Genomic DNA, 14,384 nt, shown 5'->3' on the forward strand with positions numbered 1-14,384 from the left:
ATGCGCGAATCGACGACTGGCGTTTCACCGCGCGGTCTGATGTACCTGGTGCTGATCCTGCTGCCCATGCTGGCACAGGCGGCCGATCCCTTGCCGGCCTGGCGTGAAAGCCCCTCGCGCAGTGCCATCGTGGCCTTCGTCGAGGCGGTCAGCCAGCAAGGTGGCCCGGATTACGTCGCGCCTGCCGAGCGCATCGCCGTGTTCGACAACGACGGCACCCTGTGGAGCGAGCAGCCGCTGTATTTCGAAGTGCTGTTCGCCATGGACGAGGTCAAGCGCCTGGCCCCCGAACACCCCGAATGGCGCACCCAGCAGCCGTTCAAGGCGGTGCTGGAAAGCGACCACCAGGCCCTGGCCGCCCAGGGCATGGAGGGCTTGCTGAAGATCGTCGCCGCCACCCATTCGGGCATGAGCAGCGCCGACTTCATCGCCCGCAGCCGTAGCTGGCTGGCCAGCGCCCGCCACCCGCGCACCGGCAAGCCCTACACCGAGATGGTGTTCCAGCCGATGCTGGAACTGCTGGCCTACCTGCGTGACAACGGCTTCAAGACCTACATCGTGTCCGGCGGCGAGGTGAGCTTCATGCGCGCCTTTGCCGAAGAGGTGTACGGCATTCCCCCAGAACAGGTGATCGGCACTACCTTTGCTGCCACCTTCCAGGACCAGCAGGGCACGTTGAGCATCCAGCGCCTGCCGAAGATTCAGCACAACGACGACGGCCCCGGCAAGCCAGTCAGCATCGACTGGATCATCGGCCGGCGCCCGATCCTGGCCTTTGGCAATTCCGACGGTGACCTGCAGATGCTGCAGTGGACCATGGCCGGTCCGGGCCGGCGCTTTGCCGGGCTGGTGCACCACACCGACGCCCATCGCGAATGGGCCTATGACCGTACGAGCAAGGTCGGGCACCTGGACAAGGCCCTCGACCAGGCCCGTGCCAAGGGCTGGACTGTGGTGGACATGGCCGGGGAATGGCGCCGTGTGTACCCCTTTGAAGCCCCCTGAGTTTCGATAACAACCGCAGGAGTACTGGGCCAGCCCCGTGTCGGCAAAACCCATGTGCACGAAGTCGTGGACTAAAGCAGTGACGTGAAACGGAGAGCGTAGCTATGAAGTCCAGAAGAGCATGGTTGTCGGCGGCCGCCCTCGCGGCCACGGCAACGTTCGCGGCGGGGCTGGCCAGTGCGGCAGACAAGCCGAACATCCTGGTGATATTCGGCGACGATATCGGCCAGACCAACATCAGTGCTTACGGTAAGGGCGTGGTGGGTTACCAGACACCGAACATCGACCGCATCGCCAAGGAAGGGATGCTGTTCACCGATTACTATGCGGAGAACAGTTGCACGGCAGGGCGCTCGACCTTCATCACCGGCCAGTCGGCGTTGCGTACCGGTTTGTCCAAGGTCGGCATGCCGGGCGTGCCGGTCGGTTTGCAGGCACGTGACGTGACCATTGCCCAGGCGCTCAAGGCCGAAGGCTACGCCACGGGTCAGTTCGGCAAGAACCACCTCGGCGACCGGGATGAATACCTGCCCACCAACCATGGTTTCGACGAGTTCTTCGGCAACCTCTACCACCTGAACGCCGAAGAGGAACCCGAACGCCCTTACTGGCCCAAGGACGACCAGGAGTTCGTCAAGGCCGCCTCGCCACGGGGTGTGATCAAGTCCAGCGCCGACGGCAAGATCGAGGACACCGGTGCCCTGACCAAGAAGCGCATGGAGACCATCGACGACGAAACCACCCAGGCCGCCATCAACTTCATCGACAAGCAGGTCAAGGCCAACAAGCCGTTCTTCGTGTGGATGAACACCACGCGCATGCACGCCTTCACCCATGTGCGCGAGTCGATGCAAGGGCAGAGCGGTATGGTCGGCAACGATTATGCCGACGGCATGCTCGAGCATGACGGCGATGTCGGCAAGCTGCTCAAGACCCTGGACGACTTGAAGGTCGCCGACAACACCATCGTCGTCTACACCACCGACAACGGCCCGAACCAGTGGTCCTGGCCGGATGCGGCGACCACGCCGTTCCGCAACGAGAAAAACTCCAACTGGGAAGGTGCCTTCAGGGTGCCGGCCATGGTGCGCTGGCCAGGCAAGATCAAGGCTGACACCGTGAACACCCAGATGATGTCCGGCCTCGACTGGTTCCCGACCTTGCTGGCCGCAACCGGCGATACCGACATCAAGGACCGCCTGCTCAAGGGCGCTGACGTGGGTGGCAAGAACTTCAAGGTCCACCTCGACGGCTTCAACCAGCTCGACATGCTCACCGGCAAGACCGACAAGAGCGCCCGCAACGAGTTCTACTATTTCAACGATGACGGTGAGCTGGTGTCGATGCGTTATGGCGACTGGAAAATCGTCTTCTGCGAGCAGCGTGCACCGGGTGGTTTCGCGGTCTGGAGCGAGCCGTTCACCTGCCTGCGGGTACCGAAGATGTTCAACCTGCGCATGGACCCGTACGAGCGCGCCGATGTGGTATCTGACCAATACAATGACTGGCTGACCAAGAACGACTACCTTGTCTTCAACGGTATCAAGAAGGCCGCCGCGTTCCTGCAGACCTTCGTCGACTACCCGCCAAGCCAGCGCCCTGCAAGCTTCAGCATCGACCAGATCCGCGCCGATGTGGACAAGAAGATCGAGGAGAAGATGAAGAAGCAGTGACCTCCTGAAAGCGTGCGCAATCCCCTGTAGGAGCCGGCTTGCCGGCGATGAGGCCAGCCGCGGCACTACGCCAGCCTGGTCGGGCCCCATCGCCGGCAAGCCGGCTCCCACAGGTACAGTGCAGGCTTTGGAAATCGTGGTGTACCTGTAGGCGTTTTTTGCAGTGCCAACTTCACCAGACAAGGGCTTCGTGCATGGCATCATCAGCAGCATCCTCCGTGGCCACTGACGCGCCGCACAGCAAGGCGCACCTGCAGGTGCTGTTACCCGCCACGTTGCTCTTCCTCTCCGGCGCCGCCGGCCTGGTCTATCAAGTCCTCTGGATCAAACAACTGTCGCTGGTGGTCGGTGTGGAAGTGCATGCCGTGGCTACCGGTATCAGTGCCTTTTTCGCTGGCCTGGCCCTGGGCGGCCTGCTGTTCGGGCGCTGGGCCGACCGCTTGCAGCGCCCGGTGCTGCTCTATGTGTGCCTGGAGCTGGCGGTGGCAGCGCTCGGCATCGGCGCCACCCTGGGCCTGGCCCACGCCGCCGGGCCGTTCGCCCGGCTGGAAGGCAGCGCCGGCCTGTTCGCCTGGGCCTTGCCTTTCGCCTTGGTCGGGCTGCCGGCGTTGCTCATGGGCGGCACCTTGCCGGTGCTGGTACGCGCACTGGCACCGGCCACGGGCCAACTGGCAGAGGCGGGCGGCCGGCTGTACGCGGCCAACACCGCCGGCGCCATCGCCGGCACCTTGCTGGCCGCCTTCGTGCTCCTGCCCCACCTGGGCGTCAGCGGCAGCGCCTGCGCCGCCGCCTCGCTCAACCTGCTGGCCGCCCTGGGCGCCTGGCTGGCCCGTCGTCGCGATGCTGCGCTGCCGCCACCGGCCCAATTGTCTTCGACCCCGCGCAGCGCGCAGGCGCGACTCGCCATTGGCCTGTACTGCATCGCCGGGGGCGTGGCCCTGGGCTACGAAGTGGTGTGGAGCCAGTCGATCGTGCCGTTCATGAGCACCCGTGCGTTCGCCTTCGCCGTGGTGCTGGCCACCTACCTGGCCGGCTTGCTCGCCGGCAGCGCCCTGTATGCCCGGCGCGCCGACCGTATCCGTGACCCCTGGGGCCTGTTCGGTTTGCTGATCGCCGTGGCTGGCTTGCTGGCCCTGTTGCAGCTCGCCGGGCTGGGGCGCTGGCTGGTGCTGGCGCAGACCCAGGCCGAAATGCTCGCCCTGCAGCTGTTCGGCAGTGAACTGGCTGGCATGTGCGCCCGGTTCGCCACGGCGGCGCTGTGCATGGTACTGCTGCCGACCACCTTGCTCGGCGCGGCCTTCCCGCTGGCCTTGCGCCTGGCAGTGGACAGCGGCCATGTCGGCCGTGATGTGGGGGCGGTGGTAGCGCTCAATACCTTGGGCGGGATTGTCGGCGTGCTGCTCACCGGCTTCGTGCTGGTGCCGCAACTGGGCCTGGTGCGCGCACTGGGGGTTCTTGCCGGGCTGGCCGCGTTGGTCGGCCTGCTGGCAGTGTGGCGTGGCCAGGGCGTGCGGCGCCCGGCGGCTGTCGCGGTCATCGCGGTGGCCGCTGCGACCTTGCTGGTGGCGATCTTCACGCCGCCCCAGCGCCTCGCCGAACTGCTGCCCGGTGCGCGCAACGGCCAGCTCACCTATTACCACGAGGGCAAGGGCGGCACCGTGGCGGTGGTTAGCCAGGGGCGCCAGGGCCAGACCTTCAGCCGCCTTTACATCCAGGGCGTGTCCAACACCGGCGATGCCATGCCATCGCTGCGCTACATGCGCCTGCAGGCTTTGTTGCCGTTGTTGATCCACCGCGGCGAGCCACGTTCGGCGCTGGTGATTGGCTTCGGCACCGGCATCACCGCCGGGGCGATGCTGCGTTACCCCGGCCTGGAGCGCCCGGTGGTGGCCGAGTTGCTGCCCGAGGTGCTGCAGGCGGCGCCGCAGTTCAAGGGTAATTTCGCGGCCGTGACCGACCCGCGCCTGGATATCCGCCTGCGCGATGGCCGCCGCGAACTGCTGCGCAGCGAGGATCGCTACGACCTGGTGACCCTGGAACCGCCACCCCCTTCGGCGGCCGGCGTGGTCAACCTGTATTCCCGCGACTTCTACCAGCTCGCAGCCGCACGCTTGCAGCCCGATGGGTTGGTGGCGCAGTGGCTGCCATTGCCGACCCAGAACGAAGAAGACAGCCGTGCGCTGGTACGCAGCTTCATCGACGTCTTCCCCCATGCGTCGCTGTGGACCACCGAGTTCCACGAGATGCTCCTGATCGGCTCGCTGCAACCACTGCAACTGGACGTGCCCCGGATTCGCGAGCGCCTGGCACAACCACCGGTAGCCGCCGCCCTGGCCGAAGTCGGCGTCGATTCGGCGCAGTCCCTGCTTGCGACCTGGATCACCGACCGCGCCGGGCTCGAACGCTTCGCCGGCGATGCACCACCGGTGACCGACGACCAACCGCGCATCGAATACGCCGGCTGGGTACGGCCGCGGGAGATCACCCGCGTGCTGCCGACCTTGCTCGCCCTCAAGGGTGCGCCGCCCCTGCAAGGCGCCGAGCCCGGCTTCTCCAGTGCGGTGAACGACCGCTGGCGTGTGCTGGAACGCTTCTACAGCCTCAGCCTGCATGCCTACAACGGCAACCGTCAGGCCTGGGCGCGGGAGGCCCGCGAGCTGGCTCGCAGCGACGGCGACAACCCTTATTTCCGCTGGTTCCTGGGCCCAGGCCCCAGCCTGTGAACCCTGTGCTATCACTAGAGGGATACCGTTTGTCCTAGTGCTCAGGGAGTGCGCAATGACCCACCTTTTCCGCCTGCTGCTGGTGCTGCTGCTCCTGTCGCCCGCCGTGGGGCAGGGCGCTGACACCGCCAGCAGCGCCACCGATGGCTTGCCCGCCGACCCGGCCGAGCTGGTGATCGCCAACCGCAGCATTTTCACCTTCAATGCCACGCTGCTTGGCGAGACGCCGGCTGCACGCGTGCAGCGGGCCACGGCAGTGATCGAGGAGGCCCTGCGCGGCAGCGACGAGTTGCAGGTCAGTGTCGACAAGATACTCAACAGCCACATGGTGTTGCTCGGTGGCCATCGAGCCTTCATCGTCGCGCCGCTGGACCTGGGCGTGAACGGCGGTGACACGCGCCTGGCCGCCGAACAGGCCGCCGCAGAACTGCGCCAGGTGGTGGAAGAGACCGGGGAAGCGCGCAGCCTGCGGTTTTTGGTCAAGGCGGTGGGGTGGTCGGCCCTGGCCACCCTGATCTTCGTGGTGCTGATCAAGGCCGCCAACTGGGGCCGACGCAAGCTGCGCGGTGTACTGACGCAGTTGATGCGCGAGCGCGCCAAGCAGATTCGCGTCGGCCAGCTGCCGCTGTTCGACATGCAGTACGTGTACTACCTGACCGATCGCCTGCTGCGCCTGTTGTACTGGGTGGTGGTCTTCCTGCTCAGCTACCAGTGGCTGAGCTTCGTGCTGTCGCAGTTCCCTTACACCCGGCCCTGGGGCGAGAGCCTCAACGTGCACCTGCTCGACCTGCTGCGCTACCTGCTGCACGGTATCCTGCAGGCCATACCCGGCATCGCCGTGGCGGTGATGATCTTCTTCATCGCCCGTGGCATCAGCGGCTTCAGCCGGCGCATGCTGGAGCGCATGGCACGCCCAGGCACGCTCAAGTGGCTGACCGAAGAAACCCTGCAACCGACCACCCGGCTCACGTCGCTGGCGATTTGGCTGTTCGCCCTGGTGATGGCCTACCCGTACCTGCCAGGCTCCGGTACCGATGCGTTCAAGGGCTTGTCGGTGCTGCTCGGGCTGATGATTTCCCTGGGCGCCTCCAGCGTGGTGGGGCAGGCCGCCGCCGGGTTGATCCTCACCTATTCGCGTACCTTGAAGGCAGGGGAGTACGTGCGGGTGGGCGACAACGAAGGCACGGTGACCGAAGTGGGCATGTTCAACACCACCATCCGCACAGGCCTGGGCGAAGTGCTGACGCTACCCAACTCGATGATCACCGGCTCCGTGACGCGCAACTACTCGCGGGTGGTCCAGGGCCGGGGCTATATCGTCGATACCGTGGTCACCATCGGCTATGACACTCCCTGGCGCCAGGTCGAGGCAATGCTGGTGGAGGCGGCCGAACGAACCGAAGGCATCGTCGCCAAGCCCCGGCCCCAAGTGTTCCAGACCGGGCTTTCGGACTTCTACCCGGAATACCGCCTGGTGGCCCAGGCCGTGCCCAGCGAGCCGCGGCCACGGGCGGAGCTGTTGAGCCTGCTGCACGCCAACATCCAGGATGTGTTCAACGAGTACGGCGTGCAGATCATGTCGCCGCACTACCTGGGGGACCCGGCGCAGGAGAAGTGGGTGCCGCGGGAAAAATGGTTCACCGCGCCGGCCCGTGACGCATCCACGAAGCCGGACGGCGAATAAGGCTAGAGGTGGGCGACCTGCGGGTCGCCATACTGGTGGCGATGTTGCAGCGGGGTCATGTCGAACCAGCGCAGGTGGGCGCGGCAGAACGAGGTGGTGCGTCGATAGCCCAGTTCACCGGCGATCTGCCCGACGCTCAGGCTGGTGCTGCGCAGCATCTGCTGCGCCTGGCGCTGGCGCATGCCATCGAGGTGATCCTCGAAATCGATGCCTTCGCCGGCCAGGCGCCGCTGCAGCGTGCGCGGGTTCAGCTCCAGAGCCAGGGCCACCTGCTCCAGGGTGCAGCGTTGGCTGGGCAAGAGCATCTGGATCTTGCGTTCTACCTGGGCGCGCAGGCTGTCGCAGGGGACGGCCTGGTTCTCCAGGTAATGGCGGACGATGGCGTGCAAGGCCGTATCGTGATGGACGCAGGCCTCCTGCAGCACGTCTGCCGACATCACCAGGCAATTGTGCGTCTGTTCGAACAGCACCGGGCAATCGAAGTAACGCAGGTAGCCTGTGGCCTCGCCTAGCGCCGGGTGGCGGAAGGTCACCGCCCGGGGGCGTAACGGTGTACCACACAGCTCGCCGATCAGCAGCCTGGCACCCATCACCGATTTCTCGACGATCTGTGGCGTCTGCTCGGCGCCGGGCAGGCCGTTGTCGAAATACAGCAGCGCCTGGCCGGCGCGGTGCTCCAAGCGAAAGTGGATGGCCGGGCTGTAATGGCGCATGTAGCGAATCACCGCCACTAGCGCATGGCCGACGGTGGGCGCGGTTCTGGCCAGGTGACGCAACGGGCCGACCAGGGTCGAGCCCTGCAGCAGCGCAAGGTCCAGGCCGAAGCGCGGCAGGCTGAGGGCGTGCGCGCTGCCCTCTAACAACTGCACAAGGCTTGTGTAGGGAAAGGTCTTGCCGTAGTTGCCGACCACGTCCAGGCCGATCTGCAGCGGGGCCAGGAAATCCTGCTGCAGAGCACCATGCTCGGCCAGCAGATGGTCGAATTGCAGCAGAGCGCTGCCGCGAATGCTGTCCATGGAATCGCGCCTCGTTGGGGCCGAGTAGGCGTACTACGCCCCACTGCAGGCTCGGCCCTGCAGTGGGGTGGGGCGGTTTACTTCCTCAGGGACTGGAACGAGGTGACCATGTCCTTGGCCCAGCCATCAAGCACGGCCTTGGCGTCCTTGGCCTGCATTACCTGGGACGAGTTGTCGAGCTCGGTGCCGGCGCCCTTGCGCACTACTTCGGCGACGACCTGGTTGGTCTCGCCATCGAGGAACGCCGCTTCCGTGGCAATGCTGGTGTCCTGGTCACGGATGCCGGTGGCGGTGCTGATACCGGCGGCAATCAGCGCGATCGGGATGACTTCATACGGGCGCAGGCTCTTGGTCTGGGCGCTGACGGCGGTGATCGCCGGGCGTACCACCAGTACCCGCGGGCCTGGGCTGGTAGCCAGTGGCAGTACCTGGGAGAAGTGGTTCTTCAGGGTCTGGTCGTAGTATTGGGTGATGCCCTGCAGGGTCGATTGCGGCACCTTCTCGGTCGGTTGCGGCTTCGGGTAGAGCTGGCTCGGTTCGATGTACACGCTGCTGTAGCGCTTGGCATCGACCCCTGGCTTGATCCAGCGCATCACCGGCGCACCCGAAGGCGACTTGTCTTCCTTGAGGATGCTGTAGTCCTTGAGGAAGCCCGAATACTGGTCGGACTCCACGTATTTGCTGGCACAGCCTTGCAGCATGAGTGCTGCCAGGCACAGCGATGCAGCTAACGACTTGGTGTTCATGCAGCTTCTCCTTCTTACGATGATCGTTACCCTGCAGCCTTGCAGGGCGATTCAGAACCGCCAGGTCGCGCCACCGCCGAGGATGTGCAGCGCACTGTTGTCGTAGCTACCCGACAGGCTATTGCCGGAGCGTGCCTTGGTCTGCTCGACGTCCATGTCGCCGAGCCACACCAGGGTATAGGCCAGGTGCAGGTCGAAGCCTTCCTCGACCTGGTAATTGACCCCCGCCGCCAGCCGCCAGGCTTCGCCCATGGGGTTGTCGACGGTGCGGTCCTTGTCGTCCACGGCCGAACTGTCGTAGCCCAGGCCAAGGCTCCAGCGCCATTGCCGGGTAGCCTGGTACTGCGCCCCCACCGAGGCGTGCCAGGTGTCCTTGTATTTGCGGTCGACGGTGCGGCTGGTACCGCCGGCGTTGCTGTCGACCTCCACGCCGACATCGCCGAAATCGCTCCAGTCCTGCCAGTTGAGGCTGCCGAGCAGGGTCCATTGGTCGTCCAGTTCGTGGGCGACGCTGAAGGTCACGGTCTGCGGCACGTTGAGGTCGAGCTCCAGGTCGTCCACGTTGAGGCGACGCAGGGCGACGTTGAGCAGCGGGTTGCTGACGTCCTTGAGGTGCGGCTTGTCCTTGAACTCCAGCTTGACCTTGCTGGTGTAGGCCAGGCCCACGCGGGTGCGCGGGTCGACCTGGTAGAGCAGACCGAGGTTGGCGCCCACGCCGACATCGGTGTCCTTGTATTCCAGTTGCCCGTCCGGGCGATCGGCCAGGCCGAGCAGGTTGTTGTTGATGGCCATTTCGGTGCGGTAGTAGCCGAGCATGATCCGCGGGCCGACGCCGATGGACAGGTCATCGGTGAACTTGTAGGCCACCGTGGGCTGCATCGACACGCCGATCACCGCCGCTTCCTGGGTGAAGTAGCGGCCGGCCCAGTCATCGTCGTAGTCCAGGGCCAGGCCGAAGTTGCCGTACATGCCGAAGCCGATGGCCGCGCGTTCGTCGAGCTGGTGGCTGATGAACAGGCTGGTGCCGGGCAGGTACTGCAGCGCGTTGCCGCCTTCGTTGCCGTCGAACTGGTTGTTACTGTCGCGCGAGAAGCGGATGTCGCCGAGGATCACCTGGGCGTTGGCGCTTATCTGGGTGCCCTTGAGACGGGTGATACCAGCCGGGTTGCTCATCAGCACACTGGGGTCGTTGGCCAGTGCGGCAGACCCGGCGTTGGCCAGGCCATTGCCTTCCTGGCCGGCTTCGTAGATGAGGATGCCACCGGCCCAGGCGCTTGCGCCGGGCACGGCTGCCGCGCAGGCCAGAGCGAGTACAGCCCAACCGCGCTGCGGCCTCATGATGCAAGGTACTTTGGTGGAGTGGTCGAGGTGTCGACGGCAAAGTGGCCCAGTCGGTTGCAAAACCTGTCGATCGATTCCATCACACGCTCCTTGGTGATCTGAAGCGCCGTACCGTTCAAGGCAACTACCAGCGTAAATTTGGGGCTAGGTTCAAGCAGCGTAGCGGGTAGAAATGCCGCCATGGCTTGGCATGGCTTTCATTTCGCGACATCTGGCCAGATTTGAACGAGATGCAGATAACAGGCTTTCGCGTTGATACTTTAGACGACACATCTCGTCCCGCAAGTTTTGCCCGCCGGGTCAGTGGCGGCCAGCCCCAGGGCTGGGCGGAACACGCGATTCAGCACTCAAGCGAAGGCAATGATGATGGGCCCGCAGACGGCTAGTAGTACGTTGGAAACGGCATAGCAGACGGTAAAACCGATAACGGGTGTGTTGCTGCCGGACTGTTCGATGATCTTGTTCATCGAGGCGGCCTCGGTCTGCGCACCGGCCAGCGCACCGAACAGGATCATCGGGTGCAGGCGCAGGATGTAGCGCCCGAAAAACAGCGTGACCAGGGGCGGAATGAGGGTCACCAGGGCGCCGGCAATCAGCAAGGCCAGGCCTTGTTCTTTGATTGCCGTGATTGCTGCGGGGCCCGCCAGCAGGCCTACCACGGCGCCGAAGGCGGTCAGGCCGAACTCGGAAAAGGCCCATTGCGCGGCCGGGGGCAGGGCGCCGAGTTCGGGGTGTCGTGAGTTGTACCAGCCGATCAGCAAGCCGGCCAGCAGGATACCGCCGCCGATGCCCAGCTCCACCGGGATCATGCCGATATGGGTCGACAGCAGGCCGGCCAGTGAGCCCAGCACCAGCCCCAAGGCGTGCAGGGCGATGTCGCTGCGGTAGCTGGCTTCGCGGATGCGGCCCACCTGCGCGGCCAGCGCTTCGACACTGGCGGCTCGGCCGGTCAGGCTGATCACATCGCCTCGGCGCAGCACCGTGTCGGGCAGCAGCGGCAGCGGCAGCCCCTGGCGGGTGATGCCGGTGAGGAAGCAGCCCATGCGTTCGGCCCCGGTCAGCGCTGCTTTCACCTGATGCAGAGTGCGCCCGGCCAGGCGTGGGTTGGTCAGTGCGATGTCCGCGCTGCGGGTGGGGAACGACAGGCTGTCGGGGTGATCCACCTCCGGGCCGATCCAGTCATGCAGGTCACTAACGGCCTCGCGCAGGGCGTAGATACCGAGAATGTCACCGTTGGCCAGAACCCGCGCCGGGTCGCGGTCGAACGCCTGCCCGTCGCGGGTGATGCGTTCGACGCTCAAGGAAGGGTGCAGGGCCTCGATGTCGGCGATGCTCAGGCCGATGGCGGTGCCCGCATCCAGGCGATGGGCGCGCACCACGATGCGGGTATAGGGGATGCTGATGGCGTCCTCGTTACGCTCGATGCCCAATTCGCGCTCCAGCTCCTGGGCACTGGCGCGCAGGTCGACCCCAAGAAGGCGCGGCGCCAAGCTGCCGACGAAGACGATCAAGCCGACCGTGCCGAACACATAGGTGATGGCGTAGGCCACGGCCATGTGGCTGTTGAGGGTGGACTTGGCCGCGTCGTCCAGTGGCAACTGGGCGATGGCACTGCTGGCGGTGCCCATGATCGCGGTGTCGGTGAGGGCACCGGCGCCCAGGCCTGCGGTAAAGCCCGCGTCGAAGCCATAGAAGGCGTTCATCGCCAGGATCACTGCCAGTGCGGTCGCGCACAGCACCACCGACAGCAGCACCAGCTTGAGCGTGCCGCGGTTGAGGCTGCCGAAGAATTCCGGGCCACTCTTGAAGCCCACCGCGTAGATGAACAGGGCGAAGAACACCGACTTGAGTTCGTGGGGCACCTGCAGGCCGACCTGGCCGATCAGCAAGCCCATCAGCAGGGCGCCGGCCACCGAGCCGAGGTGAAAGCTGCCCAGCTTCACCCGGCCCAGCAGGATTCCCAGGCCGATCGCCAGGAACACCGCGATTTCCGGGTTGGCTCGCAACGCATTCAGGGCCAGGTCGATCATCGCGCACTCCTTCGATGGGCGCATGCTTGCAGACCTGCTTGAGTATGCGCACAAAAGAAGCGGTGGCCACGCCTGTCGTCAAATGTTCAGGTGCTCGCTCAGCGCAGGCGCAACACCCGATCCAGCGACAGGGCCCCTGCACCCCGGCCGATCAACAGCAGAAGCAGCCCGGCCCAGGACAGGTGTGTCGGCCAGGCATCGGGATAGACGAACACCTCGATCACCGTGGTCATGCCCAGCAAGGCCAGGGCCGACAGGCGGGTGAACAGGCCGAGCACCAGCAGCAGCGGGAACAGGTGTTCGGCATAGGTCGCCAAGTGCGCCGCCAGCCAGGGGGAAACCAGTGGCAAGGCGTAGTCGGTCTGGAACAGGTCGTAGGTGCCGGGGGTGATGGTCAGCAGCCCCTCGACCTTGGTACGGCCTGACATGAAGAACACCGAGGCGATACCCAGCCGCGCCACCAGGCACAGCACGCTGTCGCTCAACCAGCCTTGCAGGTGCTCGGCCAGGTTGTTCCAGCGCTGGCGCAGGGTATGAGTGGGGGCGTTGGAGCGGATGATGTCCATGGCCGTTACCTTCAGGCGAATGTGAGGGGGCGAAAGGCCTTGGCCTGCAGCAGCCGGCCGAGCAGGTCGCTGAAGTCGAGGTCGGGTTGGCGTTGCTGGGCGAGCTGTGAAGCGACTTGCAGTGAGTGGCCTGCCGCGCAGGCGTCGAGGAAGGTGCATGCGCCGCGGCCCAGGGGCTGGTGGCCGACGCCGTCGCTGTCGCCGCTCAACAGGGCGCCTTCGGCCACCCAGGGTTGTTCTGGCGACCAGGGCAGCCCCTCGCGACTGACGCGCCACAGGCTGTACGCCGGGTGCGGCTCGAACCATTGCCAGCGCACGCTGCGGCGGGGCTTCAGGTGCCCGCGGGCAAGGTCGGCGGCGGTCATGCCGGCCAGGTCGGCCAGTGTCAGGCTCGGGTCTTCTTCTGCGCTGAATACCTCGCACCAGTGCCAGTCCAGGCGCGCGACGTCGCCCAGGTATGGCAAGCCGTGGCTGGCCTGCAGCGCTTGCAGGAAGTCGGGGAAGGTTGCCCCGTAGTGGATCAGCCGGGGATCTTCGGGCGGCGTCTGTTGCGCGTAAGCGCGGGTCACGTCGTGCATCCAGCCGGGCCCGACCAGTGTCTCGATGCTGGGGAAGTTGGCGCGCAATGCCTCGACACAGCCGGACAGCACGGTATTGCGGTAAACCGCGAAGGCCGCCTGCCCAGTGAGGCCCTCCAGTGCCGGGGCAGGGCGCTGGTACAGCGCGTCGACGAACGCGTCCTGGAATTGGCCGAGGGACAGGTTCATGACAGGGCTCCTGTGCGGGCGAGGGTTGACTGGGCAATGGCGCGTTCGGCCAGCAGCTCGGTGAACGCCGGGAGGTTGCCGTCGCGTTCGATCAGCGTCGGGCGCGGGCCTATCCGCTCGATCAGATGGCGGTACAGCGCCCAGACCGGTTCGGCGATGGCCGCGTCGTGGGAGTCGATCAGCAGGGCTGCCTGATCGTCCACGCTATACCCGGCAAGGTGAACTTCGCTGATGGCCTGGGCCGGGAAGCGGTCGAGATAGCTCGCCGCATCGAAGCCCAGGTTGTGGGCACTGACGTGCACGTTGTTGACGTCCAGCAACAGCGTGCACCCGGTGCGGCTTGTGAGTTCGCTGAGAAAGTCGATTTCGTCCCAGTCGTGGCCGTCGAGGTGAAGGTAGTGGCTGGGGTTTTCCACGGCGATGCTGCGCCCCAGGGCATCCTGGGTGCGCGAGATATTCTCGCTGATGCGCTGCAGTGCTTCATTGCTGCGGGGAAACGGCAGCAGGTCGGGGTGGTACTGGCCGCGCCAGGTGGACCAGGCCAGGTGCTCGGACACCAGCACCGGGCTGACCCGCTCGATCAGCGCACGCAGGCGGCGCAAGTGGCCGGCATCCGGCTCGGCGTCGGCGGCCAAAGACAGCGCCACGCCGTGCAGCGACAACGCATGGCGTTCGGCCATGCGTTCCAGCCAGGCCAGGCGCGGCCCGCCGACCATGTAGTTTTCCGGGTGCACTTCGTACCACAGGCCTTCGGCGTCACACGCCAAGGCTTGGTCATAGTGCTCGGCCTTGAGCCCGAGCCCTGCGCCCAGTGGGGTGTTCCGGTTCATGGT

Annotated in this window: 11 protein-coding genes; 4 read left to right on the forward strand and 7 right to left on the reverse strand. The window is 65.6% G+C overall.

Going from position 1 to position 14,384, the window contains the following annotated elements; all coding sequences use genetic code 11:
- The 4 genes from KU43P_RS10785 (at window position 1) to KU43P_RS10800 (ending at window position 7,085) form a co-directional block, all read left to right on the forward strand.
- Window positions 1-1,005, forward strand: a complete 1,005-nt coding sequence (locus tag KU43P_RS10785) for an HAD family hydrolase (RefSeq protein WP_317662957.1) — start codon at window positions 1-3, stop codon at window positions 1,003-1,005.
- A 104-nt stretch (window positions 1,006-1,109) separates the two neighbouring features.
- The gene (locus KU43P_RS10790; protein WP_317662959.1) at window positions 1,110-2,678 is read left to right on the forward strand and encodes an arylsulfatase; all 1,569 of its coding nucleotides are present in this window, start codon (window positions 1,110-1,112) and stop codon (window positions 2,676-2,678) included.
- 194 nt (window positions 2,679-2,872) lie between these two features.
- A complete protein-coding gene (locus KU43P_RS10795) occupies window positions 2,873-5,401 on the forward strand; it encodes a fused MFS/spermidine synthase (protein ID WP_317662961.1) in 2,529 nt (842 codons plus the stop codon).
- 55 nt (window positions 5,402-5,456) lie between these two features.
- Window positions 5,457-7,085, forward strand: a complete 1,629-nt coding sequence (locus KU43P_RS10800) for a mechanosensitive ion channel family protein (RefSeq protein WP_317662963.1) — start codon at window positions 5,457-5,459, stop codon at window positions 7,083-7,085.
- A gap of 2 nt (window positions 7,086-7,087) precedes the next feature.
- On the opposite strand, the gene KU43P_RS10805 is transcribed toward KU43P_RS10800, so the two are convergent.
- The 7 genes from KU43P_RS10805 to KU43P_RS10835 all read right to left on the reverse strand — a co-directional run bounded on the left by KU43P_RS10805 (window position 7,088) and on the right by KU43P_RS10835 (window position 14,381).
- Complete coding sequence (locus KU43P_RS10805; protein WP_317662964.1) at window positions 7,088-8,101, reverse strand: AraC family transcriptional regulator; 1,014 nt, start codon at window positions 8,099-8,101, stop codon at window positions 7,088-7,090.
- Between the two features lie 77 nt (window positions 8,102-8,178).
- A complete protein-coding gene (locus KU43P_RS10810; RefSeq protein WP_317662965.1) occupies window positions 8,179-8,847 on the reverse strand; it encodes a DUF3313 domain-containing protein in 669 nt (222 codons plus the stop codon).
- A gap of 51 nt (window positions 8,848-8,898) precedes the next feature.
- The gene (locus KU43P_RS10815; RefSeq protein WP_317662966.1) at window positions 8,899-10,185 is read right to left on the reverse strand and encodes an OmpP1/FadL family transporter; all 1,287 of its coding nucleotides are present in this window, start codon (window positions 10,183-10,185) and stop codon (window positions 8,899-8,901) included.
- 350 nt (window positions 10,186-10,535) lie between these two features.
- Window positions 10,536-12,218, reverse strand: coding sequence for an aspartate-alanine antiporter (gene aspT / locus KU43P_RS10820; RefSeq protein WP_317663775.1), 1,683 nt, complete (start codon window positions 12,216-12,218; stop codon window positions 10,536-10,538).
- A 98-nt stretch (window positions 12,219-12,316) separates the two neighbouring features.
- On the reverse strand, window positions 12,317-12,784 hold the full coding sequence (locus tag KU43P_RS10825) for a DoxX family protein (protein ID WP_317662968.1): 468 nt from the start codon (window positions 12,782-12,784) through the stop codon (window positions 12,317-12,319).
- Between the two features lie 11 nt (window positions 12,785-12,795).
- Window positions 12,796-13,551: a DNA-binding domain-containing protein gene (locus KU43P_RS10830; protein ID WP_317662970.1), complete on the reverse strand. Its 756-nt coding sequence runs from the start codon at window positions 13,549-13,551 to the stop codon at window positions 12,796-12,798.
- Complete coding sequence (locus KU43P_RS10835) at window positions 13,548-14,381, reverse strand: DUF692 domain-containing protein (protein ID WP_317662972.1); 834 nt, start codon at window positions 14,379-14,381, stop codon at window positions 13,548-13,550. Before KU43P_RS10835 ends, KU43P_RS10830 begins: the two co-directional genes overlap by 4 nt.
- Window positions 14,382-14,384 lie beyond the last annotated feature (3 nt).

The organism is Pseudomonas sp. KU43P, assembly GCF_033095865.1.
In the GTDB taxonomy this organism is placed as follows: domain Bacteria; phylum Pseudomonadota; class Gammaproteobacteria; order Pseudomonadales; family Pseudomonadaceae; genus Aquipseudomonas.

What these genes read in the sequence shown, in the direction of transcription:
- KU43P_RS10785 (WP_317662957.1), top strand. Translation starts at nt 1, where the DNA reads ATGCGCGAATCGACGACTGGCGTTTCACCGCGCGGTCTGATGTACCTG.
- KU43P_RS10790 (WP_317662959.1), top strand. Translation starts at nt 1,110, where the DNA reads ATGAAGTCCAGAAGAGCATGGTTGTCGGCGGCCGCCCTCGCGGCCACG.
- KU43P_RS10795 (WP_317662961.1), top strand. Translation starts at nt 2,873, where the DNA reads ATGGCATCATCAGCAGCATCCTCCGTGGCCACTGACGCGCCGCACAGC.
- KU43P_RS10800 (WP_317662963.1), top strand. Translation starts at nt 5,457, where the DNA reads ATGACCCACCTTTTCCGCCTGCTGCTGGTGCTGCTGCTCCTGTCGCCC.
- KU43P_RS10805 (WP_317662964.1), bottom strand. Translation starts at nt 8,101, where the DNA reads ATGGACAGCATTCGCGGCAGCGCTCTGCTGCAATTCGACCATCTGCTG.
- KU43P_RS10810 (WP_317662965.1), bottom strand. Translation starts at nt 8,847, where the DNA reads ATGAACACCAAGTCGTTAGCTGCATCGCTGTGCCTGGCAGCACTCATG.
- KU43P_RS10815 (WP_317662966.1), bottom strand. Translation starts at nt 10,185, where the DNA reads ATGAGGCCGCAGCGCGGTTGGGCTGTACTCGCTCTGGCCTGCGCGGCA.
- aspT (WP_317663775.1), bottom strand. Translation starts at nt 12,218, where the DNA reads ATGATCGACCTGGCCCTGAATGCGTTGCGAGCCAACCCGGAAATCGCG.
- KU43P_RS10825 (WP_317662968.1), bottom strand. Translation starts at nt 12,784, where the DNA reads ATGGACATCATCCGCTCCAACGCCCCCACTCATACCCTGCGCCAGCGC.
- KU43P_RS10830 (WP_317662970.1), bottom strand. Translation starts at nt 13,551, where the DNA reads ATGAACCTGTCCCTCGGCCAATTCCAGGACGCGTTCGTCGACGCGCTG.
- KU43P_RS10835 (WP_317662972.1), bottom strand. Translation starts at nt 14,381, where the DNA reads ATGAACCGGAACACCCCACTGGGCGCAGGGCTCGGGCTCAAGGCCGAG.